The sequence below is a fragment of the Lysobacter sp. SCRH-1R genome (assembly GCF_057747855.1).
Genome location: NZ_CM173227.1, coordinates 1,136,232 through 1,160,005, shown reverse-complemented (window position 1 = coordinate 1,160,005; position 23,774 = coordinate 1,136,232). Strand labels below are relative to the sequence as shown.

18 protein-coding genes are annotated in these 23,774 nt (G+C 69.2%); 13 read left to right on the top strand and 5 right to left on the bottom strand.

Going from position 1 to position 23,774, the window contains the following annotated elements:
• Positions 1 to 77: 77 nt before the first annotated feature.
• The 6 genes from bamA to rnhB all read left to right on the top strand — a co-directional run bounded on the left by bamA (position 78) and on the right by rnhB (position 7,042).
• Entirely contained in the window at positions 78 to 2,561 is a 2,484-nt protein-coding gene (bamA, locus tag AC3ANK_RS05310) for an outer membrane protein assembly factor BamA (protein ID WP_206859622.1), read from the top strand.
• An 11-nt stretch (positions 2,562 to 2,572) separates the two neighbouring features.
• Positions 2,573 to 3,589, top strand: a complete 1,017-nt coding sequence (gene lpxD / locus AC3ANK_RS05305; RefSeq protein ID WP_206859624.1) for a UDP-3-O-(3-hydroxymyristoyl)glucosamine N-acyltransferase — start codon at positions 2,573 to 2,575, stop codon at positions 3,587 to 3,589.
• Between the two features lie 138 nt (positions 3,590 to 3,727).
• Entirely contained in the window at positions 3,728 to 4,183 is a 456-nt protein-coding gene (gene fabZ, locus AC3ANK_RS05300) for a 3-hydroxyacyl-ACP dehydratase FabZ (protein WP_484172304.1), read from the top strand.
• A 4-nt stretch (positions 4,184 to 4,187) separates the two neighbouring features.
• The gene (gene lpxA, locus AC3ANK_RS05295) at positions 4,188 to 4,973 is read left to right on the top strand and encodes an acyl-ACP--UDP-N-acetylglucosamine O-acyltransferase (RefSeq protein ID WP_484172303.1); all 786 of its coding nucleotides are present in this window, start codon (positions 4,188 to 4,190) and stop codon (positions 4,971 to 4,973) included.
• 187 nt (positions 4,974 to 5,160) lie between these two features.
• Complete coding sequence (lpxB, locus tag AC3ANK_RS05290) at positions 5,161 to 6,363, top strand: lipid-A-disaccharide synthase (protein WP_484172302.1); 1,203 nt, start codon at positions 5,161 to 5,163, stop codon at positions 6,361 to 6,363.
• 25 nt (positions 6,364 to 6,388) lie between these two features.
• Positions 6,389 to 7,042: a ribonuclease HII gene (gene rnhB, locus AC3ANK_RS05285; RefSeq protein WP_206860384.1), complete on the top strand. Its 654-nt coding sequence runs from the start codon at positions 6,389 to 6,391 to the stop codon at positions 7,040 to 7,042.
• A gap of 7 nt (positions 7,043 to 7,049) precedes the next feature.
• Here rnhB and AC3ANK_RS05280 read toward each other — a convergent pair whose 3' ends face one another.
• The gene (locus AC3ANK_RS05280; RefSeq protein WP_206859632.1) at positions 7,050 to 7,511 is read right to left on the bottom strand and encodes a hypothetical protein; all 462 of its coding nucleotides are present in this window, start codon (positions 7,509 to 7,511) and stop codon (positions 7,050 to 7,052) included.
• Between the two features lie 55 nt (positions 7,512 to 7,566).
• Entirely contained in the window at positions 7,567 to 9,792 is a 2,226-nt protein-coding gene (locus tag AC3ANK_RS05275) for a tetratricopeptide repeat protein (RefSeq protein WP_484172301.1), read from the bottom strand.
• A gap of 141 nt (positions 9,793 to 9,933) precedes the next feature.
• Here AC3ANK_RS05275 and AC3ANK_RS05270 point away from each other — a divergent pair, with 141 nt between their 5' ends.
• The 3 genes from AC3ANK_RS05270 to dnaE all read left to right on the top strand — a co-directional run bounded on the left by AC3ANK_RS05270 (position 9,934) and on the right by dnaE (position 15,289).
• A complete protein-coding gene (locus AC3ANK_RS05270) occupies positions 9,934 to 10,572 on the top strand; it encodes a DUF1232 domain-containing protein (RefSeq protein ID WP_206859636.1) in 639 nt (212 codons plus the stop codon).
• A 363-nt stretch (positions 10,573 to 10,935) separates the two neighbouring features.
• On the top strand, positions 10,936 to 11,562 hold the full coding sequence (locus AC3ANK_RS05265; protein WP_206859638.1) for a YkvA family protein: 627 nt from the start codon (positions 10,936 to 10,938) through the stop codon (positions 11,560 to 11,562).
• Positions 11,563 to 11,710: 148 nt separating this feature from the next.
• Entirely contained in the window at positions 11,711 to 15,289 is a 3,579-nt protein-coding gene (dnaE, locus tag AC3ANK_RS05260) for a DNA polymerase III subunit alpha (protein WP_206859639.1), read from the top strand.
• Between the two features lie 170 nt (positions 15,290 to 15,459).
• Here dnaE and AC3ANK_RS05255 read toward each other — a convergent pair whose 3' ends face one another.
• Positions 15,460 to 17,916: a glycoside hydrolase family 31 protein gene (locus tag AC3ANK_RS05255; protein WP_484172300.1), complete on the bottom strand. Its 2,457-nt coding sequence runs from the start codon at positions 17,914 to 17,916 to the stop codon at positions 15,460 to 15,462.
• Between the two features lie 180 nt (positions 17,917 to 18,096).
• On the opposite strand from AC3ANK_RS05255, the gene AC3ANK_RS05250 reads away from it, so the two are divergent.
• Positions 18,097 to 19,056, top strand: coding sequence for an acetyl-CoA carboxylase carboxyltransferase subunit alpha (locus AC3ANK_RS05250; protein WP_484172299.1), 960 nt, complete (start codon positions 18,097 to 18,099; stop codon positions 19,054 to 19,056).
• 124 nt (positions 19,057 to 19,180) lie between these two features.
• Here the strand turns inward: AC3ANK_RS05250 and AC3ANK_RS05245 are convergent, their stop codons facing one another.
• Positions 19,181 to 20,242 carry an NADH:flavin oxidoreductase/NADH oxidase gene (locus AC3ANK_RS05245; protein WP_484172298.1) on the bottom strand — a complete coding sequence of 354 codons (1,062 nt, stop codon included), beginning with the start codon at positions 20,240 to 20,242 and terminating at the stop codon, positions 19,181 to 19,183.
• Positions 20,243 to 20,357: 115 nt separating this feature from the next.
• Here AC3ANK_RS05245 and tilS point away from each other — a divergent pair, with 115 nt between their 5' ends.
• The 3 genes from tilS to AC3ANK_RS05230 are packed head-to-tail and all read left to right on the top strand — an operon-like array spanning position 20,358 to position 22,876.
• Positions 20,358 to 21,677 (top strand): tRNA lysidine(34) synthetase TilS, encoded by a 1,320-nt coding sequence (gene tilS / locus AC3ANK_RS05240; RefSeq protein WP_484172297.1) that lies wholly within the window; start codon positions 20,358 to 20,360, stop codon positions 21,675 to 21,677.
• 31 nt (positions 21,678 to 21,708) lie between these two features.
• Positions 21,709 to 22,008: an exodeoxyribonuclease VII small subunit gene (locus AC3ANK_RS05235; RefSeq protein WP_206859650.1), complete on the top strand. Its 300-nt coding sequence runs from the start codon at positions 21,709 to 21,711 to the stop codon at positions 22,006 to 22,008.
• Positions 22,001 to 22,876 carry a polyprenyl synthetase family protein gene (locus AC3ANK_RS05230; RefSeq protein ID WP_206859651.1) on the top strand — a complete coding sequence of 292 codons (876 nt, stop codon included), beginning with the start codon at positions 22,001 to 22,003 and terminating at the stop codon, positions 22,874 to 22,876. The genes AC3ANK_RS05235 and AC3ANK_RS05230 overlap by 8 nt, the downstream gene beginning before the upstream one ends.
• Positions 22,877 to 23,303: 427 nt before the next feature.
• Here AC3ANK_RS05230 and AC3ANK_RS05225 read toward each other — a convergent pair whose 3' ends face one another.
• On the bottom strand, positions 23,304 to 23,648 hold the full coding sequence (locus AC3ANK_RS05225; protein WP_206860385.1) for a DUF4870 domain-containing protein: 345 nt from the start codon (positions 23,646 to 23,648) through the stop codon (positions 23,304 to 23,306).
• Between the last annotated feature and the right edge of the window lie 126 nt (positions 23,649 to 23,774).

Below are 23,774 nucleotides of genomic sequence, written 5' to 3'. Positions count from 1 at the left end.
CCTGCTTGCGCAGACTCGCTTCCGCCTCGACCCGACGCCCGGACCCGGGCCTCCACGACCCCCAACCGGACGTATCAATGACGCCAACGCCGACCCGCCGCCTGCTCGCCCTCGCCCTGATCGCGGCGATGGGCACGACCGCCCTGCCCGCGCTGGCGCAGTCGGCCGATCCGTTCGCGCTCGCAGGCTCGCCGCAGACCACGGCGATCGGTTCCTTCACCGTTCGCGACATCCGCGTGGACGGCCTGCAGCGCATCGCCGCCGGTACGGTGTTCACCTACCTGCCGATCGAGCGCGGCGACACCATCGACGCCTCGCGCGTCGGCGATGCGATCCGCGCGTTGTACCGGACGGGCTTCTTCGAGGACGTGAACATCGGCCGCCAGGACGACATCCTCGTCGTCACCGTCACCGAGCGTCCGGCGATCAACAAGCTCACCCTGACCGGCAACAAGGACATCAAGACCGAGGACCTGCTCAAGGGCCTCAAGGAAGCCGGCCTGTCCGAAGGCGACACCTTCGACCGCCTCGCGCTCGACCGCGTGACGCAGGAACTGACGCGCCAGTACAACAACCGCGGCAAGTACAACGTCGAGATCAATCCGACGGTCTCGCGACTGGACCGCAACCGCGTCGACATCACCATCGCGGTGAAGGAAGGCAAGGCGGCCAAGATCCGCCACGTCAACCTGATCGGCAACGAGAAGTTCGGCGACGAGGACATCCTCGACACCTGGGAGTCGAAGGAGCACAACTGGCTGAGCTGGTACCGCCGCGACGACCAGTACTCGCGCGAGAAGCTCTCCGGCGACCTGGAAAAGCTCAACTCCTGGTACCTGGACCGCGGCTACGTCGACTTCAGCGTGGACTCCACGCAGGTCGCGATCAGCCCGGACCGCCAGGACATGTTCATCACCGCCGGCGTGACCGAAGGCGAGCAGTACAAGATCGCCAGCGTGCAGGTCACCGGCGACACGGTCCTGCCGAAGGAGCAGATCGAGCGCCTGGTGCTGGTGAAGCCCGACCAGATCTTCTCGCGCCGCCTGCTGGAGATCAGCTCCGACGCGATCATCAACACGCTCAGCAACGTCGGTTACGCGTTCGCGCAGGTCAATCCGATCCCGGACGTCAACCGCGAGGACAAGACCGTCGGCATCAACATGCAGGTCGTGCCGGGCCCGCGCGTCAACGTGCGCCGCATCACCTACAAGGGCAACAGCCGCACCAGCGACGAAGTGATCCGTCGCGAGATGCGCCAGTTCGAAGGTTCGTGGTACTCGCAGGCCGCGATCGACCGCTCGAAGATCCGCCTGCAGCAGCTGGGCTACTTCGAGACCGTCGACGTCGAGACCGTGCCGGTGCCGGGCACCAACGACCAGGTCGACGTGGTCTACAACCTCAAGGAAACCACCTCGGGCAGCTTCGTGTTCGGCCTGGGCTTCTCGCAGCTGTCGGGCCTCACCGCGCAGATCCAGCTGTCGCAGTCCAACTTCCTGGGCAGCGGCAACCAGGTGTCGGTGCAGGCGCAGCGCAACGACTACATGCAGCGCTACGACTTCTCGTTCCGCAATCCATACTTCACGGACAACGGGCTGTCGCTGGGCTACAACCTGTGGTGGCGCGAACTCGACTACTCCGACTTCAACACCGCGCAGTACTCGACCAACAGCGGCGCCGCGCAGGCGGTGTTCGGCCTGCCGATCACCGAGACCGACACGGTCACCGCGATGCTCGGCATCGACACCAACGAGATCCTGGTCTTCCCGGGATCCACGCCGCAGAGCATCGTCGACTACATCCTCGCGATGGACCAGCAGACCTTCCACGCCTGGCGCGCGGAAGTGGGCTGGGGCCGCAACTCGCTGGACAGCTACCTGACCCCGACGCGCGGCATGCAGCAGCGCGTGTGGCTGGAAACCACGCTGCCCGGCTCGACCGCCGAGTACTACAAGCTCAACTACAACATCTCCAAGTTCTGGCCGCTGTCGCGCCACTTCGTGCTCAACACGCGCGCCGAACTCGGCTACGGCGACAGCTACGGCAACGACAAGACCCGCAATCTCTGCAGGACGCCGGGCAACTACAGCTGCGTGGAAGGCGACGACGACTTCATCCGGACGATCACCGCGACGGGCCTGCCGTTCTTCGAGAACTTCTACGCCGGTGGCGTGCGCTCGGTGCGCGGCTTCACCGACAACACGCTGGGTCCGCGCGACTCGCCGGCCGGCAACCCGAACTACCAGCAGCCGATCGGCGGCGCGTTCAAGACCGTGGGCTCGCTGGAAATGTACTTCCCGACCCTGCTCGACACGCCGGCCGCGCGCGTCTCCGCGTTCTTCGACGTCGGCAACGTCTACAAGGACTACGACGCCTTCGACGCCGGGGAGCTGCGCATGTCGACGGGTATCGCGCTGATGTGGCGTTCGCCGATGGGCCCGATCTCGATCAGCTACGCGTTCCCGATCAAGAAGCAGGAGACCGAGTACGCCCCGAACGGCGCGTTGCTGCGAGAAGGCGACGAGCTGGAGCGCCTGCAGTTCACCTTCGGCGGTACGTTCTGACGGCGCCGCCGATGGCGTCCGTCGCGTACACGGCCGACGAACTGGCGCAGCGCTTCGGCCTGCGCCTCCACGGCGATGGCGCGCGCCGCGTGGACGGTGTCGGCACGCTCGCGCGCGCCGGCGCCTCGCAGCTGGCGTTCCTCGCCAATCCGAAGTACCGCGGCCAGCTGGCGCAGAGCCAGGCCGGCGTCGTGGTCATGCGCGAGGACGACGCGGCCGGCCTTGATCGCACCGCGCTGATCGCGCGCGATCCCTACGCCGCGTTCGCGAAGATCTCCGCCCTGTTCGAAACGCGCCCGGTGCGCGACGCCGGCGTGCATCCGTCGGCCGTCATCGATGCCTCCGCGAGCGTCGATCCGTCCGCGCACGTGGGCCCCTTCGCCAGCATCGGCGCGCGCAGCCGCGTGGAAGCCGGCGCGATCGTCGGGCCCGGCAGCGTGATCGGCGAGGACTGCGTCGTCGGTGCCGGCAGCGAACTCATCGCGCGCGTCACGCTCGTCGCACGCGTGCGGCTGGGGAAGCGCGTGGTGATCCATCCCGGCGCGGTGCTCGGCGCCGCGGGCTTCGGCCTGGCGATGGAAGCCGGACGCTGGCTCAACGTGCCGCAACTGGGCGGCGTGGTGATCGGCGACGACTGCGAGATCGGCGCCAACACCTGCATCGACCGCGGCGCGATCGAGGACACCGTGCTCGAAGAGGACGTCCGCCTCGACAACCAGATCCAGATCGGCCACAACGTCTTCATCGGCGCGCACACGGCCATCGCCGGCTGCGCGGCCGTGGCCGGCAGCGCGCGCATCGGCCGCTACTGCCTCATCGGCGGCAGCGCCGGCGTGGTCGGCCACCTGGAAATCTGCGACAAGGTCGTCGTCACGGCGATGAGCCTGGTCACCAGTTCGATCCGCGAGCCGGGCGAATACTCCTCCGGCACGCCGCTGATGGACAACCGCAGCTGGCGCAAGAACGCCGCGCGCTTCAAGCAGCTCGACGCCCTCGCCCGCCGCGTCGGACGCGGCGGAACCGACTGACCGTACCCGGCAGTCCGGGCGTCGGCGCACCAGTCGCGGTACGATTCGGTCTTCACGAAGGCCGGCCGACGCCGGCACCGGACACGCCGCGCACGAGGCGCGGCCCTTACGCGCGGGATGCGCTTGCCAGGATTTTCCATGAGCCACAACGTGCAACTCCCGCTCGACGTCACCGAGATCCAGAAGCTGCTGCCGCACCGCTATCCGTTCCTGCTGGTGGATCGCGTGGTCGAGTTCGAGCCGCACAAGCGCGTGCTGGCGTACAAGAACGTCACCTGCAACGAGCCCTTCTTCCAGGGCCATTTCCCCGGCCACCCGGTGATGCCGGGCGTGCTGGTGGTCGAGGCGCTCGCGCAGGCCGGCGGCGTGCTCACGCAGCTGTCGAACAACGCCACCGCCGATGGCCGGCTGTTCTACCTGGTGAAGATCGACAACGCGAAGTTCTCCAAGATGGTCGTGCCGGGCGATCGCCTCGACCTGGAAGTGTCGATCAAGCGCGTGATCCGCAACGTCGCCATCTACACCGGCGTCGCGAGCGTCAACGGCGAGCAGGTCGCCTGCGCGGAAGTCGTCTGCGCCGAAGCGAAGGGCTGAGGCCATGACCGCGCCGCGCATCCATCCCAGCGCCGTCGTCGAAGCCGGTGCCCGCCTGGGCGACGGCGTGGAAGTCGGCGCGTTCTGCTACATCGGCGCGGAGGTCGAGGTCGGCAACGGCACCACCTTCGGCCCGCACTGCAGCGTGCACGGCCCGACCCGCATCGGCCGCGAGAACCGCTTCATCGGCCACTGCGCGATCGGCGGCGAGCCGCAGGACAAGAAATTCCGCGGCGAACGCGTGGAGCTGGACATCGGCGACCGCAACCTGTTCCGCGAATTTACCACGATCAACCGCGGCACCGGAACCGGCGGCGGCGTCACGCGCATTGGCCACGACAACTGGTTCCTCGCCTACACGCACGTCGCGCACGACTGCATGGTCGGCAGCCACTGCGTGTTCTCGAACAACGCCACGCTCGCCGGCCACGTCACCATCGGCGACCACGTGATCCTGTCCGGCTTCGCCGGGGTGCACCAGTTCTGCCGCATCGGCGCGCATGCGTTCGTCGGCATGGGCGCGCTGGTGAACGGCGACGTGCCGCCGTTCCTGATGGTCGCGCAGGACGGCTACGGCCGGCCGCGCGGCATCAACAGCGAAGGCCTGAAGCGTCGCGGTTTCGACGCCGACCGCATCAGCGCGATCAAGCGCGCGTACCGCGCCGTGTACATGTCCGGCGGTTCGCTGGACGACGCGCGGGCGAAGCTGGCGGAACTGGCGCAGGGCAGCGAGGACGCGCGGACGTTCCTGGCGTTCATCGAGGGCAGCGAGCGTCCGCTGTTGCGCTGATCGGTTTCGTAGCCCGGATAAGCGAAGCGCATCCGGGTTGGAGGAGTGATCGTGTCCCGGGTGCGCTCCGCTTACCCGGGCTGCAGGGGCTGACTTCGTTCGGGACGCCGCTTCAGGCCAATCGCGCCCACAGCCGCTATCATCCCGACGTGATCGCGGCGCCGCCGCGCACCATCGTCCGAACGCCTTGAACCGCTCCGAATCTCCCGCTCCCGTCGACCGCCCCGTCCGCATCGCCCTGTGCGCGGGCGAAGCGTCGGGCGATCTGCTCGGCGCGGGCCTGATCGCCGAACTGCGCGAGCGCTTCCCCGACGCCGAATTCGCGGGGATCGGCGGCGACCAGATGCGCGCGGCCGGATTCGACAGCTGGTTCGACGCCTCCGAACTGGCGGTGATGGGCCTGGCCGAAGTGCTGCGCCACCTGCCGCGCCTGCTGCGCCTGCGCCGCGAGTTCCGCGAACGCCTGCTGGCGTGGAAACCGGATGTGTTCATCGGCATCGACGCCCCCGACTTCAACCTCGGCGTCGAACGCTGGCTGCGCGAACGCGGCCTGCGCACCGTGCATTACGTGAGTCCGTCGGTGTGGGCGTGGCGCGAGAAGCGTGCCGGGAAGATCGGCCGCTCCGCCGACCGCGTGCTGTGCCTGTTCCCGATGGAACCGGCGATCTACGCACGCCACGGCGTGGACGCGCGTTTCGTCGGCCATCCGCTCGCCGACGAGATGCCGCTGGAACCCGACCGCGACACCGCCCGCCATCGGCTCGGCCTCGATGCGGCACGCCCCCTGCTCGCGCTCCTGCCGGGTTCGCGGGTGGGCGAGATCGAGCGGCTCGGCCCCGATTTCCTTTCCGCCGCCTCGCAATTGCTCGCGCAGGATCCGGCGCTGCAGGTCGTGGTGCCGATGGCGAACGAGCATGCGCGCGCGGCCTTCCAGCGCGTGCTGGCGGCGCATCCGGACAGCCTCTCGCTGAGCGCATCGCTGCAGGTGCTGGACGGCCAGGCACGCACGTTGATGATCGCCAGCGACGCGATCCTGCTCGCCTCCGGCACGGCCACGCTGGAAGCCATGCTCGCCAAGCGGCCGATGGTCGTCGCCTACAAGGTCGCGCCGCTGACCTATTCGCTGGTGAAGGGGCTCGGCCTGTTGAAGGTCGACCACTACTCGCTGCCGAACGTGCTCGCGGGCGAGCCGCTCGTGCCCGAGCTGATGCAGCACGACTGCACGCCGGACAAGCTCGTCGCCGCGATCGCGCCGTTCCTGCGCGATCCCGCCGCCGGCGCCGCGCTCGAACCGCGTTTCCGCGAACTGCACGAACAACTGCGGCAGGACGCGTCCGCGCGCGCCGCCGATGCGGTCGCCGAACTGATCGGAGCGCGCCATGTCGCATGACGACGTCTCGCAGCCGGGTCCGCAGATGGCACTGGGACTCGCCGCACGCGACGGCGCGACGCTGCGCGTGGCGGGCGTGGACGAAGCCGGACGCGGCCCGCTCGCGGGGCCGGTGGTCGTGGCGGCGGTGGTCTTCGCGCCGGGACGCACGCCGATCAACGGGCTGGACGATTCCAAGCAACTCACCGCGCAGCGTCGCGAAGTGCTGTACGAGCGCATCATCGAGCGCGCGCTCGCCTGGCACATCGAGTTCGTCACGCATGAGGAAATCGACCGCCTCAACATCTACCACGCGACGATGGCCGGCATGAGCCGCTCCATCGCGTGCCTGCACCATCGCGTCGACGTCGTGCGCATCGACGGCAACGCGCTGCCGCGCGGCCTGCCGTGCGCCGCCGAGGCGTGGGTGAACGGCGACGCGCGCGATCGTTCGATCATGGCCGCGTCGATCCTCGCCAAGGTCGCGCGCGACCGCTACATGCAGTCGCTGCACGCGCGCTTCCCGCTGTACGGCTTCGACCAGCACAAGGGCTACAGCACGCCCGTGCACCTGTCGGCGCTGCGCGAGCACGGCCCCTGCCCGGAACACCGGCGCAGCTTCGCGCCGGTGCAGGCGGCCTGCCGCGGCGAGGCCGCGCCGCCGACCGTCGACGAACTGCCGCTGGCCGCGCTTACCTGACGCGCGGTTACTTGATGATCACGGCCGGATCGACGGTCTTGCCGTTGGCCTGGATGCCGTACTTGATCTCGTCGCCCGGATTGCCGGTGATCTCGCTGGAGAGCTTGTAGCGGGTGGTCGCCTTCGCCGACCTCAGGTTGGCGATCTTCCTTCCCGTTCTCCTCTCGCTGAAGACGAGATTGAACATCGTCGTCCGGTCCGGTGGATCGCGCCACACCACGATCGTGCCGCTGTCGATGAAGCACTTGTTCGGCTCGGCCGAAGGCGTGCCGTCGGCCGCGTATTTCACGTCGACGTAGACCGTCGGGCCGCCCTTGCCCTCTTTCTGGTCCGGACACAGCACGCCGTCGTCCGCGGGCAGCGCGGCGGGGCTGACGGACGCCTGCATGGCCGAGCTGGTGCTGCACCCTGCCGCGAACGTGAGCGCAGCGACGGCGGCGACCGCCAGCGCTGACGGGATCGTTTTCATTGTTCTTCTCCTTGGGGATGGCGCCCTGGGGGAACGGGCGGGGATCGACGGACGGCTACCGCGCCGCGCCGGGTTCGCGTTCGGATGACGGCTCCACCGTCGCGGTCAGCGATCGCAGCAGCGGCAACGCCTCGATGCGCTGCTGCGGAATGCCGTGCTTCCGTGCGAAATCGATGTGCCGGCGTGCGGCGGCCGGATCGCCCAGGCGCGCCATCGTCTGCGCGCCGAGCAGCGCGACCTCGCCGCGTTCGGTTCCCAGCGATTCGGCCTTGCCCAGCAGCGCGCGCGCCTCGCCCGCGCGATCGAGATTGGCCGCGTACCACGCCACCAGCGCCAGGCTCTGTGCGTCGTCGGACTTGAGTTCGAGATAGCGCCGGCCCAGCGTCGCGGCCTGCTCGTACTGCGCGCGCGTCTGCGCGGCCGTGCTGCCGCTGGCGGTCAGCGCATCGCCCAGATTGCCCCAGGTGCGGAAGTCGCCGGGATCGATCTCGCTCGCGTGGCGGAACAGCGCGGCGGCCTGCTCGTAGGCGCCCTGTTCGAACTTCAGCGAACCCAGGTTGTTCAGCGCCTCGTAGCTCGGTTTGATTTCCAGCGAACGTTCGTACGCCCGGCTCGCCTGCTGCGCCTCGCCGCTGATCGCGTACAGGCCGCCCAGGCTCGACCACAGGTCCGGGTTGTCGGGCGCGTATTCCAGCGCTTCGCGATAGGACGCGATCGCGCCGGCCAGGTCGCCGTTGACCATCAGGTGGTAGCCGCGCTTCTGCGCGACCCTCGGATCGCGCGGCGCCCATTGGCGCGCGCGTTCGAAGTACGCCATCGCCTGCTTGCCGTAGCCCTGCGTGCTCGCGACCGCGGCCAGGCCCAGGTACGCGTGCACGCGCAGCGCCGGATCGGACACCGCGCGCTCGTAGTAGCCGATGGCTTCCTTTGCGTTGCCCTGCGTGCGGTAGAGGTCGCCCATCGCCAGGCTGACCTCGCGCAGCGAGGGGTCCATCTTCGACGCCTGCTCGCACGCGGACTGCGCGCGCGCGAACGCGGCGCTGTCGCGCGCATCCTCGAACCGGGTGATTTCCGCCTGGCAGATGCCCGCCTGCGCGCGCGCGAAGCCCGGGTCGATCGCCAGCGCGCCGCGGTAGAAGTTGATCGCGCTGTCGGCGCCGCGCGCATCGCCGCCGGCCTGCTCGCGCATGCGCTGCTCGCCCTTGAGGTAGGCGTCGTAGGCGGCGACGTTGCGGGTCGGCGTCAAACGCCGTGCCAACGACTGGCGCGCGGCCTCGATCTCGCCCGCCGGCAGCACGCCGACCAGCGCCTGCACCACTTCGTTCGCGATGTCGCTCTGCAGTGCGAACACGTCGCCGGTTTCCCGATCGTAACTATGGGCCCACAACGTGAAACCCGTGCGCGCATCGGACAAACGCGCGCTGATCCGCACGCGGGAGCCCTCGCGGCGCACGCTGGCGCCCAGCACCGTCGCCACGCCGAGCTGCGCGCCGAGTCGCTTCACGTCGACCTCGCCCCGGCCGCCCGGACTCGGCGCGGCCACCACCTTCAGCCCCGGCACGCCGGCCAGGGCGTCGATCATCTCCACGCCAAGGCCCTCGGCGAAGTAGTCCCCGCCCTGCCGCTCGCCCAGGCTGGCGAACGGCAGCACCGCGACCGAAGCGGCGGAGGGCGCCAGCACGCCCGTATCGCGCTGGCCGAACCAGTAGCCGGCGGCGGCGATCGCGAGCAACGCGGCGACAGCCAGCCACCAGCGTCGCTGGTCGGAGGTCTTGCGGCGGGTGGTGAAGTCGGCGCCGGCGGTCGGAACGGGCGCGGCGAACGGCGCGATCACTTCGTTGGCGGCGACGGCCGCCGCCTCGGGCATCGCATGACGGAGCACGGCGACCTCCTCGTGCTCCTCCGGCTCGGCCGCTGGAACGGGCGCGACGGACTCGTGCAGGTCGCCGATGAACCGGTAGCCCAGCGCGTGCTGGGTCTGGATGTAGCGCGGGTGCTGGGAGTCATCGCCCAGGGCGTGGCGCAGCTGCGCGATCACCCGCGTCAGCACCCCCGGCGTGACGTGGCGATGGCCCCAGACCTGATCGAGCAGGTCGTCGCGGCCGACCAGTTCGCCGGCGTGGCGCAACAGGATCAGCAGGACCGAGAACGCCTTGGGTTCGACCGTCTGCGGCGCGCCGGCGCGGGACAGGGTGTGCGCGGCCGCATCGACGAGGATGTCGCCGAATCGATACCGTTCGCCGTTCGGCCCGCCGTGGCCTGCGTTCCCGTGGGGGGTCATCGGGAAAACCTCATGGTTCCCTCATCATCCGGAGCGGACGATGCGCAAAGGCGTGCACGGCCATCATGACTCATGGGAGGCGGGGGTGGAACCTGACCCCGCACCGGAAAAAACGGTGCCACCCTCCCCCGGAGTCCCGCCATGAACGCCCTGTTCTCCACCGCCAACCCGCTCCCGAAGATCCTGCTGACGCCGTTCGACGGCCCGACCCGCCGCCGCTCGATCAACGGTTTCCAGCTCAGCCCGGCCGAAGTGGATCGCTTCAACACCCTGCTGGCCCGCGTCGGTGGCCACGCGCTGGAGACCGACCAGCTCGCCTCCGCCGGTCGCGAACTGTCCCGCCCCGGCCGGACCGACGCGGCCCCGCCGTGCATCCGCCAGCGCCTGCGCTGGATCGCCGCGGTCGAGCAGCTCCTGGCTGATCGCCGCTGGCAGCCGGCGAACGATGCGGTCGATACCGCCGCCGCCATCGTCGGCTACGCGCGCAGCCGCGACGACCTGATCCCCGACTGGCTGCCGCAGGTCGGCCGGCTGGACGACGCGATCGTGGTCGAGACGGCCTGGCCGAAGCTGGCCGCGGAAGTGGACGACTACCTCGACTACGTCCGCGTGCGCAGCCACCAGGCGCACCGGCGCGACCGCACCCCGTCGGCGTTCGCCTTCTCGCGCGCCGACTGGGAAGAGGTCCGCTATGAGGAAGCCGTGCTCGCCCAGTACGAGAAGCGCATCCGCGAAACCAGCTTCCTGCCGGTCGCGGCGCCGATCTTCCGGGTGCATTGAGTGAAGCAGGTCGCCTGCGACGCACCGCCGCGTGACCCGCTGAACGCCCGGCCATGGATGGGTGAAGCGGGTCGCTTACGCGGCACTGCCGCGTGACCCGCTGAACGCCCGGCCATGGATGGCCGGGCGGGGCTTTCCGAAGCCCACATCGTCGCGCCATGGATGGCAACCACTTGCGCACCGCATCAGACGGATTCACCCGGATAAACACGCACATCAAGCGAAAACCACCGTTCCCCGCACCGCACCATCAGGCGCATCATTGCCCTGCATCCCGCCTTCCCTGCGGCGGGACGGCCCGCGCGACGTCGCCGGCCGCGGCGCGGGTCCGGCCCTGGCCGGCGAGCGAGGTGTGCCATGCGCATGTTCCATCCCACTCCCACCGCGCAGCCGCTGCCCTTCGACCACATGTACAGCGGCATGGGCGCGCGCGAGAACGCCGGCGCGATTCCGCTTTCCGACGCCGCCGTCGTCCAGTTCGACCAGCTCCTGCACGAGATCCACGCCGACGCCCCGCGCGTGAACGCCGACCGTCTCCAGCAGCTCGCCGCCTGGCTGCTGAAGCTTCCGACCGAACAGGCGCGCGAGGTGATCGAAAGTCGCCTCCAGAGCGTGCAGGAACTGCGCGCCCTGCTCGAGGACGAGGACTGGGACGCCGACGAAGCCGCGCATGCGCGCATCGGCAAGCTGCTGGCGTACATCGACCGCGAGGACGACCTGATCGCCGACCGCATCCCGGTGCTGGGCCAACTCGACGACGTGCTGCTGATCGAACTGGCCTGGCCGGCCTTCGCCGAGGAAGCCGAGGACTACCGCGACTTCACCGCCTACCGCTACGCCCACCACCCCGCCGGCCGCGCCGACGAACGCCGCGCCGCCTGGGTCCGCGAACGCCTGGACGAGGTCGCGCTGTGGCAGCACGCGATGTGGGTGCGCGAGCAGCATTACGCGCCGTGGAATCTGCCGCGGGGGTTGTTCAGGGTTTCATGAACCCGGACCGGGGACCGGGAACCCGGGACTGGTGGAAAGGCGAAAAGCGCGGCGCTCCTGATTCTTCCCGCTCCCCGTCCCGGGTCCCCGGTCCCGCGCAAATGCAAGTCTGCGCAGCACGCGCCGGTGCTGATAACCTGCCGTCAGCATGTCCGCAGTCCCCTTCGTCCACCTCCATCTCCACAGCGAATACTCGCTCGCCGACTCGACGATCCGGATCGGCGAGCTGGTGAAGCGCTGCGTCGCGCTTTCGCAGCCCGCGGTCGCGCTGACCGATCTCGACAACCTCTTCGCCGCGGTCAAGTTCTACAAGGCCGCCGAAGGCGCCGGCATCAAGCCGATCATCGGCGCCGATGTCGGCCTCGCCGACGGCAACGAAGCCGCCTCGCGCATGACGCTGCTGTGCCGCGATCGCGCCGGCTACCTCACGCTCTCGCGCCTGCTCACGCGCGCGTGGATGGAGGGCCATCGCACCGACGGCGTGGCGCTGCGCCCGGAATGGCTGCGCGAGGACAACGGCGGCCTGTTCGCGCTGGCCGGACGGCAGAGCCTTGCCGGACGCCTCGCGATCGGCAACCGCCACGAGCTCGCCGAAGCCTGGCTGATGGACTGGCGCGGCGTGTTCGGCGAACGACTGCACCTGGAACTCACCCGCACCGGCCGCGATGGCGAGGACGCGTTCAACGCGTTCGCGCTGCACGCCGCCGTCGCGCGCTCGATGCCGGTCGTCGCCAGCAACGATGTGCGCTTCATCGACGCCGAAGGCTTCGACGCGCACGAAGCGCGCGTGTGCATCGCGTCGGGCCGCGTGCTCGACGATCCCAAGCGGCCGAAGGACTACAGCGCCGAGCAGTTCCTGAAGTCCTCGCAGGACATGCAGGCGCTCTTCCACGACGTGCCCGACGCGATCGACAACGCGTTCTCGCTGGCGATGCGCTGCAACGTCGAGATGAAGCTCGGCGAATACGCGCTGCCCGCGTTCCCGGTGCCGAGCGAGCACACCATCGAGAGCTGGCTGCGTGGCAGCGCGCGCGACGGCCTCGCCCGGCGCCTGGAGAAGAACCCGCTCGCGCCCGGCAAGTCGCGCGAGGATTACGACGCGCGCCTGGAAATCGAGCTGGACGTCATCATCAAGATGGGGTTCCCCGGCTACTTCCTGATCGTGGCGGACTTCATCAACTGGGCGAAGGACCACGACATCCCGGTCGGTCCGGGCCGTGGTTCGGGTGCGGGCTCGCTGGTCGCGTGGGCGCTGGGCATCACCGACCTGGACCCGCTGCCGTACGACCTGCTGTTCGAGCGGTTCCTCAACCCCGAACGCGTGTCGATGCCCGACTTCGACATCGACTTCTGCATGGACCGGCGCGATGAAGTCATCGACTACGTCGCGCGCAAGTACGGGCGCGATCGCGTCTCGCAGATCATCACCTACGGCACCATGGCCGCGAAGGCGGTGGTGCGCGACTCCGGCCGCGTGCTCGGCCACCCGTACGGCTTCGTCGACGGCATCGCCAAGCTGATCCCGAACACGCTCGGCATTTCGCTCGACGACGCGCTGGGCGAATCGGATGCGGCGAAGTCCGACAACACGCTCGCTTCGGCCGACCTGATCCAGCGCTACCACGCCGAAGAAGACGTGCGCGACCTGTTGGACCTGGCACGCAGCCTGGAAGACCTCACGCGCAACGCCGGCAAGCACGCCGGCGGCGTGGTGATCGCGCCGAGCCCGTTGTCCGACTTCTGCCCGCTGTTCGCCGAACACGACGGCGAGGGCCGCGGTCGCAACCCGGTGACGCAGTTCGACAAGGACGACGTCGAAGCGGTCGGCCTGGTGAAGTTCGACTTCCTCGGCCTGCGCACGCTGACGATCATCGACTGGGCGGTGAAGGCGATCAACAAGCGCCTGGCCGATGCCGCGGCGAAGGGCATCGACGCCGGCCCGGCGATGAACCACACGTTCAAGAACGTCGCCACGCCGCAGTTCGACATCACCGCGCTGCCGCTCGACGACAAGCTGAGCTACGAGCTGTTCGCGCGCGGCGACACGGTGGCGGTGTTCCAGTTCGAATCGCGCGGCATGCGCGAACTGCTCAAGCGCGCCAGGCCCGACACGTTCGAGGACATCATCGCGCTCGCCGCGCTCTTCCGCCCCGGCCCGCTGGGCTCGGGGATGGATCGCGAATGGGTCGATCGCAAGCACGGGCATACCGAGGTCACCTACCCGCATCCGTTGCTGGAACCGGTGCTGTCGCCGACCTACGGCGTCATCGTGTACCAGGAACAGGTGATGCAGATCGCGCAGGTGCTGGCGGGCTACACGCTCGGCGGCGCCGACATGCTGCGTCGCGCGATGGGCAAGAAGAAGCCCGAGGAAATGGCGAAGGAGCGCGCCAAGTTCGAGGCCGGCTGCAAGGAGCGCGGCATCGATCCGAAGACCTCCTCGCCGATCTTCGACCTGATGGAGAAGTTCGCCGAGTACGGCTTCAACAAGTCGCACTCGGCGGCGTACGCGCTGGTCGCCTACCAGACCGCATGGTTGAAGGTGCACTACCCGGCCGAATTCATGGCCGCGGTGCTGTCGTCCGACATGGACAACACCGAGAAGGTCACCAGCTTCCTCGACGAATGCCGCGTGATGGGCCTGAACGTGCTGCCGCCGGACGTGGACGCGTCGGCGTACATGTTCGAGGCGAAGGACGCCGCCACGATCCGCTACGGCCTGGGCGCGGTGAAGGGCGTCGGCCGCGGCGCGTGCGAGGCGATCGTCGAGGCGCGCCGCGCCGGCGAATTCGCCGACCTGCTGGATTTCTGCAAGCGCGTGGACAGCGGCAAGCTCAATCGTCGTGCGCTGGAAGCGCTGACGCAGGCGGGCGCGCTCGACAAGCTCGGCAAGAACCGCGCGAGCATCATGCTGCAGCTGCCGGAAGTGCTGAAGGCGACCGACCAACTCGCGAAGGAACGCGAAGCCGGACAGGTGTCGCTGTTCGGCGGTTTCGAAACCGCCGCGCCCGCGCTGCACCTGGACCTGCCCGAAACCGACGAGTGGCCGCTGACGCAGATCCTGCACGGCGAGCGCGAAACGCTCGGCCATTATCTCAGCGGCCATCCGTTCGACCCGTATCGCGAGGAAGTGCGCGGGCTGATCGGCAACGACCTGAGCGCACTGGAGAAGATCTGGGAAAACCGCCCCGAACAACGCGGCGGCTGGCGCCAGGAAGTCGAGACGATCGTCGCCGGACTCGTCGTCGGCCTGCGCAAGAAGGGCGACAGCCAGATGTTCGTGCAGATCGAGGACGGTCGCGGTCGTCTGGAATGCGCGTTCTTCAATGAAAGTTACAGCGAGTACGCTCAGCTGCTGGTGCGCGATCGCCTGCTGGTGATCCAGGGCGGCCTGCGCGAGGACAGCTTCAGTGGCGGCTTCGCACTGCGCGCGTCGCGTTGCTGGAGTTTCGAGCAGATCTGCGAGAAGCACGCGCAGCGGCTGATGCTGCGCCTGGACCTGCGCGAACCGGGCACGATGCAGCGCGTGGACGCGCTGTTGTCGTCGTTCCGCCCGGGCTCGACGCCGATCCGGATGGATTTGCTGGTGCGCCGCGGCGCCGCCGGTTCGCTCGACCTCAACGGCACGCAGTCGATCCGCGCCGACGCGGAGTTACCCTCGCGCCTGCGCGCGACGCCGGGGGTGCGGGCGGTGAAGCTGGCGCTTTCCAAGCCTTGGGCGAATTGATCGCTAGCGGGAACGCGTGGTTTTGCCAGGACGCTTGAGCACCCGATATTGAGCCCCTCTCCCTCGGGAGAGGGGTTGGGGTCGGGACATGCGATGCAACGATGTGGCCGCGTGCGCTCGATGAAGCTTCGCAGCTCGTGTACGTGGCCTTCGCCGGACGTCGCAACCGCTCAGCGCAGAACCTCGACCGTCCAATCGCGCACCCCACCCCGCACTTCCAGCGTGACCGTCTTCGCCGACGCGTCGTGCTTCCACCCCGCGATCGCCCTCCCATCCACGCGCACGGCAGACGGCCGCTGCGGCACGCCGAACATCGTCACGCGCGTCGCACTCCACCAGGGCGTGAATCCGTCATGCGCGACCTGCGCGCTCACCGACGCGACCGCCGCCTCGGCCGAGCACGCATAGGTCACGCGAAGGAACTTCCCGTCGCGATACCCGAACGTCTCGCCATCGTCCTGGTACAACGCGCCCCGGCACTCCTCCGAACCCGCCTCCGGCAGATACACCTGCAATTCCAGCGGCCCCGCCGGCACCTCGCCCGTATGCTGCACCAGCGCCTGCATGGGCACGATCGCGCCGGCACGCGCATACAGTGGCGTGCGCGAGGGACGCGGATCGATCTTCACCGGCTCCTTCGAGGCGACGAATCGCTGCGAGGTCCCGAACGCATACCACGCACCCGGCGGCAACGACACCGCATGCGCATCCAGCCGTTCGTCCACCACCGGCGCGACGAACAGATCGCCGCCGAACAGGAAATCGCGATCGTTGCTGTAGAACGCCTCCGCCTGCGGATAACGCAGGAACACCGGCCGCATGATCGGCATGCCGGTGCGCGCGTTCTCCTCGGCCGCGGTGTAGAGATACGGCATCAGGCGGTAACGAAGCTCGATCGCCTCGCGCCGCAGCACTTCGTGTTGCGGGCCGTCGACCCATGCTTCGTGCGGGCGCGTGTCGGTGGCGGCGTGATTCCGGAACACCGGGTTGAACGCGCCCAGCTGGAACCATCGCGTCAGCAGGTCCGGCGGCGGCGAGCCGATGAAGCCGCCGACGTCGTCGCCAGCCAGCGCCATGCCCGACAACCCCAGGCTCAGCAGGTTCGGCGTGCTCTGCGCGAGGTGGTGCCAGCTCGCGGTGTTGTCGCCGGTCCACGTCGCCGCGTAACGCTGCGCGCCCGCATAGGCCGCGCGCGTGAGCACGAACGGCCGCCGCGCCGGCTGCAGTTCCAGCAACCCTTCGTAGGTGGCGCGCGCATTCAACATGCCGTAGACGTTGTGGATCTCGCGATGCTCGCGCGTCGTGCCGTCGTCCATGCGATGCGGCGTATCCAGCGGCATCGTGCCGCCGGGACCGTCGAACACCGCCGGCTCGTTCATGTCGTTCCAGTAGCCGGCGGCACCCATCGCGGCAAAATCGCGATACAGCCCGCCCCACCAGCCGCGCACGCGCGACAGCGTGAAGTCCGGGAACACCGCGTCGCCCGGCCACACTTCGCCGACGTACAGCGAGCCGTCGGGATTGCGGATGAACGCGTCCGCGCGCAGCCCCGAATCGAACGCCGCGTAGCCGTTGCCCGGATCGTGCTTGATGTGCAGGTCGGTGATGAGCACCGTGCGCAGCCCTTCGCCACGCAGGTCGGCGATCATCCGCTCGAACCCGGGGAACTGCGCGCGATCGACGGTGAACGGCGCGTAGCCTTTCTGGTAGTCGATATCGAGGTAGATCGCGTCCGCCGGAATGTGATGTTCGCGCAACTGCTTCGCGATTTCGCGCACCTTCGCTTCCGGGTTGTAGCTGTAGCGCGACTGCTGGAACCCCAGCGACCACAACGGCGGCAACGGCGTGCGGCCGGTCAGCGCGGTGTAGCGTTCGATCACCTGCGCCGGCTGCGGGCCGGCGATGAAGTAGTAATCGAGCGCACCGCCTTCCGCGCCGAAGGACAGCACGCCGTCGGATTCCGTGCCGAAATCGAAGCTGCTGCGATGCGTGTTGTCGAAGAACACGCCATACGCGATGCCGCCGCGCAGGCCGATGAAGAACGGGATCGATTTGTACAGCGGATCGGTATGGCCCTGCCACGAATACGCATCGCGATTCCACATCGCGAACGCGCGGCCGCGACGGTCGAGCGGCCCGGCCTTGTCGCCCAGGCCGTAGTAATGCTCGTCCTCCGGCATCGATTTCCACACGCGCACGCGCGTGCCGTGTTCGCCGGGCAGCCAGGCCAGCGGCAGCGACGCTTCGTCGGCGAGGAGAGTGCGGCCGTTGCCATCGACGAAATCCACCCGCAGCGGCGAACGGTGCACGATCGCGGCGACGCCATCGCCGACGACGCGGACGGCGGCGCGGGTTTCGTCGATCCGCACGCGCACGGGCTCGGCCCCCTGCACGACGGCCCAGGAGGGATCGGCGTCGAACCTGCCGTCCGGGGCGAGGCGGACGCGGAACACGCCGTCGGCATGGACCCTCACCTCCAGCCGCGCGGTGCCGCTGTGGACGACGACGCCGTCGGGGCGGCGCTCGACCCTGTCGGCATCGCCCAGGTGGCGCCAGCCGGCGGCGGCGGCCGGCCCGGCGACCGCGAATAGCAGTGCGGCGACGAGCGCCCAATGCGTGGCCTTCATCCCCTCTCCCCTCCGATGCCCAGCCCGGATTCAAGCACGCGGGTGGCGGGGCCGGTCCATGAAGTCGTTTTCAGTGGGCAGCGGTCGGCTTCTCCCGGAACTCCATACCAGCAACACACCTCTCGGTACGGTCACCCGGCCTCGGCTAGACTGTCCCACTTTCCGGCCACCGGCCCGAGCATGAATCCGAACTACCTCGACTTCGAGCAGCCCATCGCCGACCTGGAAGCCAAGATCCAGGAACTGCGCCACGCCAGCAACGGCCCGGCCGTGGACGTGGATGCCGAAGTGCACGCGCTGCAGGACAAGCTGCGCATCCGCACCGCGCAGATCTTTCGCGACCTGTCCCCGTGGCAGGTCTCGCAGTTGGCCCGCCACCCGGCGCGCCCGTACACCAACGACTACATCCGCGTGATGTGCGACGAGTTCCAGGAACTCGCCGGCGATCGCGCCTATTCCGACGACGCCGCCATCGTCGGCGGCCTGGGCCGTATCAACGGCCGCAGCGTGGTGATCATCGGCCACCAGAAGGGCCGCGACACCAAGAGCAAGATCAAGCGCAATTTCGGCATGCCGCGCCCCGAGGGCTACCGCAAGGCGCTGCGCCTGATGAAGCTGGCCGAACGTTTCCGCCTGCCGCTGCTGACCTTCATCGACACGCCCGGCGCGTACCCGGGCGTGGGCGCGGAGGAGCGCGGCCAGTCCGAGGCCATCGCCCGCAACCTGCTGGAGATGAGCGAGCTGAAGGTGCCGGTCATCTGCACCGTGATCGGCGAAGGCGGCTCCGGCGGCGCGCTCGCGATCGGCGTGGGCGATCGCACGCTGATGCTGGAATACAGCACGTATTCGGTGATCTCGCCGGAAGGCTGCGCGTCGATCCTGTGGAAGGACGCGGCCAAGGCGAAGGATGCGGCCGAACAGCTCGGCCTCACCGCCAAGCGCCTGCTCGGCCTGGGCCTGATCGACAAGATCGTGCGCGAGCCCATCGGCGGTGCGCATCGCAACCCGAAGCAGATGGCCACGCGCCTGAAGGCCGTGCTGCTCAACGAACTCGACGCGCTGGCGACGCTGCCGGTCGACGAACTGCTGGAACGCCGCTATCAGCGGCTGCGCAGTTACGGGGCGTACGAGGCGGCGTAAGGCTGGCTGTTGTTTGTAGCCCGGGTAAGCGCAGCGCACCCGGGTTGGACGTGACCGTCCCCGGGTGCGCTTCGCATACCCGGGCTACGAAAGCAGCTTTCGGTTCAAGCCGCCGGCGCGCGCTTCACCAGGCCCGCAAATACTGCTCCGGCCCATGCAGCTCGCCGGACAGCTCCTTCGCCGCACGCCGCGGGAAATACGGATCGCGCAAAAGCTCGCGTGCGATGAGCACGACGTCCGAGTCACCTTCCTCGATGATCGCTTCGGCGTGATCCGACTTCGTGATCAACCCGACCGCCCCCGTCGCGATGCCCGCCTCACGCCGGATGCGCGACGCGAACGGCACCTGGTAGCCCGGATGCAGCGGAATCTTCCCGCCCAGCGCGACGCCGCCGGTGGACACGTCGATCAGGTCGATGCCGCGCTGCTTCACGAGGCGCGCCAGTTCGACGCTTTCCTCGATATCCCAGCCGCCCTCGATCCAGTCAGTCGCCGACACGCGCAGCCACAGCGGCAGGCGCTCCGGCCACACCTTGCGCACGGCGTCGATCACTTCCAGCAGCAGGCGCGTGCGGTTCTCGAACGAACCGCCGTACTCGTCGGTGCGATGGTTCGACAACGGCGACAGGAACTGGTGCAACAGATAGCCGTGCGCCGCATGGATCTCGGCGATCTGGAATCCCGCTGCCTGCGCGCGCCACGCCGCACAGGCGAAATCGTCGACGACGTTGCGCAGCTCGCTGGTTTCCAGCGCGCGCGGATGCGGTGAGGTTTCGCTGAAGGCCATCGCGCTCGGCGCGACCGGCGTCCAGCCGCCGTCGTCCGGCGTCACCCCGATGCCGCCCAGCCACGGCGGCGCGACGCTTGCCTTGCGCCCGGCGTGCGCCAGCTGGATGCCCGGCACCGTGCCCTGGCACGCGACGAAGCGCGCGATGCGCGACCAGGCCTCGGCCTGGCGGTCGTTCCACAGGCCGGTGTCGGCCGGGGAAATGCGCCCTTCGGCCGAGACCGCGCTGGCCTCGGCGATGATCGCGCCCGCGCCGCCCACCGCGCGGCTGCCCAGGTGCACCAGGTGCCAGTCGTTGGGCACGCCGTCCACCGCGGAGTACTGGCACATCGGCGCCACCACCAGGCGATTGCGCAGGGTGAGCGAGCGCTGCTCGAACGGGGTGAAAAGCCGGGACACGGGCAACTCCTGTGAAGACCGATGCGGGGGATGGAGGAATGGTGCGTCCGCGACGCGGGCGATGCAGCCCCCATCGATGGGTTGCTGCATTCCACGACCGTGGCACCATCGCGCGATGCCCGCCCCGCTCGCCACCGCCCTGCACGACCGCCCGGCGGCGCCCGTCTGCGTGGGTTACAGCGGCGGCCTCGATTCCACGGTGCTGCTGCATCTGCTGGCGGGCACCGGGGCGGTGGACCGGCTGCGCGCGATCCACGTCCACCACGGCCTGCACGCCGACGCCGACCGCTGGACCGCTCATTGCGCGCGCACCTGCGAAGCGCTTGGCGTTCGGCTCACGGTCATCCGCGTGAACGTCGCGATGCGCGGCGACGGCCCGGAAGCCGCCGCGCGCGCGGCGCGCCACGACGCGTTCGCACGCGCGCTCGCGCCGGGCGAAGTGCTGGTGCTGGCGCACCATCACGACGACCAGGCCGAAACCTTCCTGCTGCGCGCCCTTCGCGCGTCCGGGCCGGACGGGCTCGCGGCGATGCGACGCTGGCGTGCGTTCGGGCCCGGGCATCTGTGGCGACCACTGCTCGAGGTCGACCGCGACGCGCTGCTCGCGTACGCACGGGCGCATGCGCTCTCGTGGATCGACGATCCCAGCAACGCCGACACCGCGTTCGATCGCAATTTCCTGCGTCAACGGGTGATGCCCCTGCTGCGCGAACGCTGGCCGCACGCCTCCGATGCGCTGGCGCGTTCGGCGATGCTGTGCGGGCAGGCCGACGCGCTGCTCGACGACGGCGATGCGCAGGCGTTCGCCGACGCAGCCACCGCCGATCCGCACTGCCTCTCGCGCACGCGCCTGCTCGCGCTGCCACCGGCGCGGCGTGCGCGCGTGCTGCGTCGGTGGATCGACACGCTCGCCCTGCCTCCGTTGCCGGGCAACGGTATCGAACGCGTCGAACGCGAGATCCTCGCCGCACGCGACGATGCCGATCCCGTCTTCCACTGGCATGGCGCCGTGCTGCGCGCGTGGCGCGACCTGCTGCATGCCGACGTGGCACGTCCGCCGCTGCCGGAGGAGTGGCAGATCGAATGGGACGGACGCGCGCCGCTCGCGCTTCCCGGCGGCGACGTGCTGATGCTGGAAGGGGCGACCGGATTCGACACCCCGCTGCGGGTGCACACCCGCCAGGGCGGCGAACGGCTGGTGCGCCCCGGCCGCACGCATTCGCACGCGCTCAAGCACGTGCTGCAGGAACTCGGCGTGCCGCCGTGGGAGCGGGAGCGCCTGCCGCTGCTGGGCGATCCGGACGGCGAACTGCTCGCCGCCGGCGACCTCGTCCATTCGGCCCGTTTCGACATCTGGCTGCGCGAACGCGGCGCGCGGCTCACCTGGCGCCGCCAAGACGCGACGCACGCCGCAACCGCCGTGGCCGGCAATTGACCCCCGCCGGGGCGGGTCGCACACTTCCCGCATGGCACGCACACCCGCCCAAGACGACACGCCGTCCACCTCGCCCGTCAGCGATTTCGAGCAGTCCCTGGACGCGCTCGAGCAGCTGGTCGAGAAGATGGAACACGGCGAGATGAGCCTGGAAGACTCGCTGGCCGCGTACGAACGCGGCGTCGGCCTGTACCGCCGCTGCCAGAGCGCGCTGGAGGAAGCCGAACTGCGCGTGCGCCTGCTCAGCGATCCGCAGAATCCGGCGTCCGGAGAACCGTTCTCCGCGCCGCCGCCGCAGGATGCCGGCTCGTCGAACCGCGGCGATGTCTGACCTCGCGCGCTGGCGCGAACGCGCCGACGCCGCGCTGCAACGCGCCCTCCCCGACCCGCATTCGCCGCCGCAGCGCCTGCACGCGGCGATGCGGCATGCGGTGCTGCTCGGCGGCAAGCGCATGCGCCCGCTGCTGGTGTACGCGGCCGGTTCCGCACTCGGCGCGGACGCCGACGTGCTGGACGCGCCGGCGGTGGCGGTCGAGCTGATCCACGCCTATTCGCTGGTGCACGACGACCTGCCCGCGATGGACGACGACGCGCTGCGTCGCGGCCAGCCGACGGTGCACATCGCCTTCGACGAAGCCACGGCGGTGCTCGCCGGCGATGCGCTGCAATCGCTGGCCTTCGAAGTGCTCGCCGATGCGGACGTCGCCGCGACCACGCGCGTGGAACTGCTGCGCACGCTGGCGACGGCGTCCGGCGCTGCCGGCATGTGCGGCGGCCAGGCGCTGGATCTTGCCGCGACGGGGAACGGCGGTTCGCTGTCGGTGCAGGCGCTGGAGCGCCTGCATTCGCTCAAGACCGGTGCACTGATCCGCGCGGCGGTGCGCATGGGCGCGCTGTGCGGCGGCGCTCGCGCCGATGAACTCGATGCCCTCGACCGCTATGCGGCGGCGCTCGGCCTGGCCTTCCAGGTGCGCGACGACATCCTCGACATCGAAGGCGACAGCGCCACCCTTGGCAAGACCGCCGGCAAGGACGTCGCGCAGGACAAGGCGACGTTCCCGGCGCTGATCGGCCTGGACGCGTCGCGTGCGCGGCTGGAAGAGCTGCGTCGCGGGATGGATGAAGCGCTGTCTTCGTTCGGGGAACGCACGAATGCGCTGGCGGCGCTGGGGCGGATGGCGATCGAACGGGATCGTTGAGGTCTGCTGCGCTTGCGTTGCGGCGGCAGCGATGGCGTCCGCGTTGGTGCTGCTGACGGCGTCGCCGTTGCTGTTGTAGCCCGGGTAAGCGAAGCGCACCCGGGGCGCGATCCCTTCTCCAAACCCGGGTGCGCTTCGCTTACCCGGGCTACAAGAGCGGCATCGCCTTCCGGAGAAGATCGTCATCCCGACGACGGGGATCCAGGCCACGTAACGCACGGGCACTTCCGCATCGGTGAACCACGTTCACCGCCATCCCGTCGAAGGCCGGGATGACGGGCAACAGCAACAGCAAAATGGGTTCCGGCTTTCGCTGGAATGACGGTGAGCCGGGGAACCGTCAATGGAGTGCCCGTGTGTTACCCAAGACAAAACGCCCGCTCACAAAGAGCGGGCGTCCTGCATCGCGAAGACCTCAAGGCGGGCGCTACTTCACCAGCCGCAGCGCGAACGGATACCGGTACGTCACCCCATCGTTCGCCTTGATCGCGGCGATGATCGTGAACACCAGCCACGCGATGCCGATGACGAACCACGCCGGGATCGCGATCAGCAATCCGATGCCCAGTGTCACGAACACCAGCACCCACAGCGCGAAGAACACGATCGCCACGGTGATGTTGAAGTTCAGCGCTTCCTTCGCCTGATCGTCGACGAAGGGCATCGTGTCCTTCTTGACCAGCCAGATGATCAGCGGGCCGAGGAACGTGCCCCAGCCGCCGACGCCGGAGGTCAGGACCGCGCCGGCGATCGCCGACAGGTGCGCGAACATGGCCCACTGGCGCTGGTCGGCGGCCACGCCGCTCGGATGGCCCGGCGGCGGCGGGGGTGCGGAGGACTGGCTCGGGTCGATCGGGTTCTCGCTCATGGCCTGGCTCCCAGGGGTTTCCTGAATGGA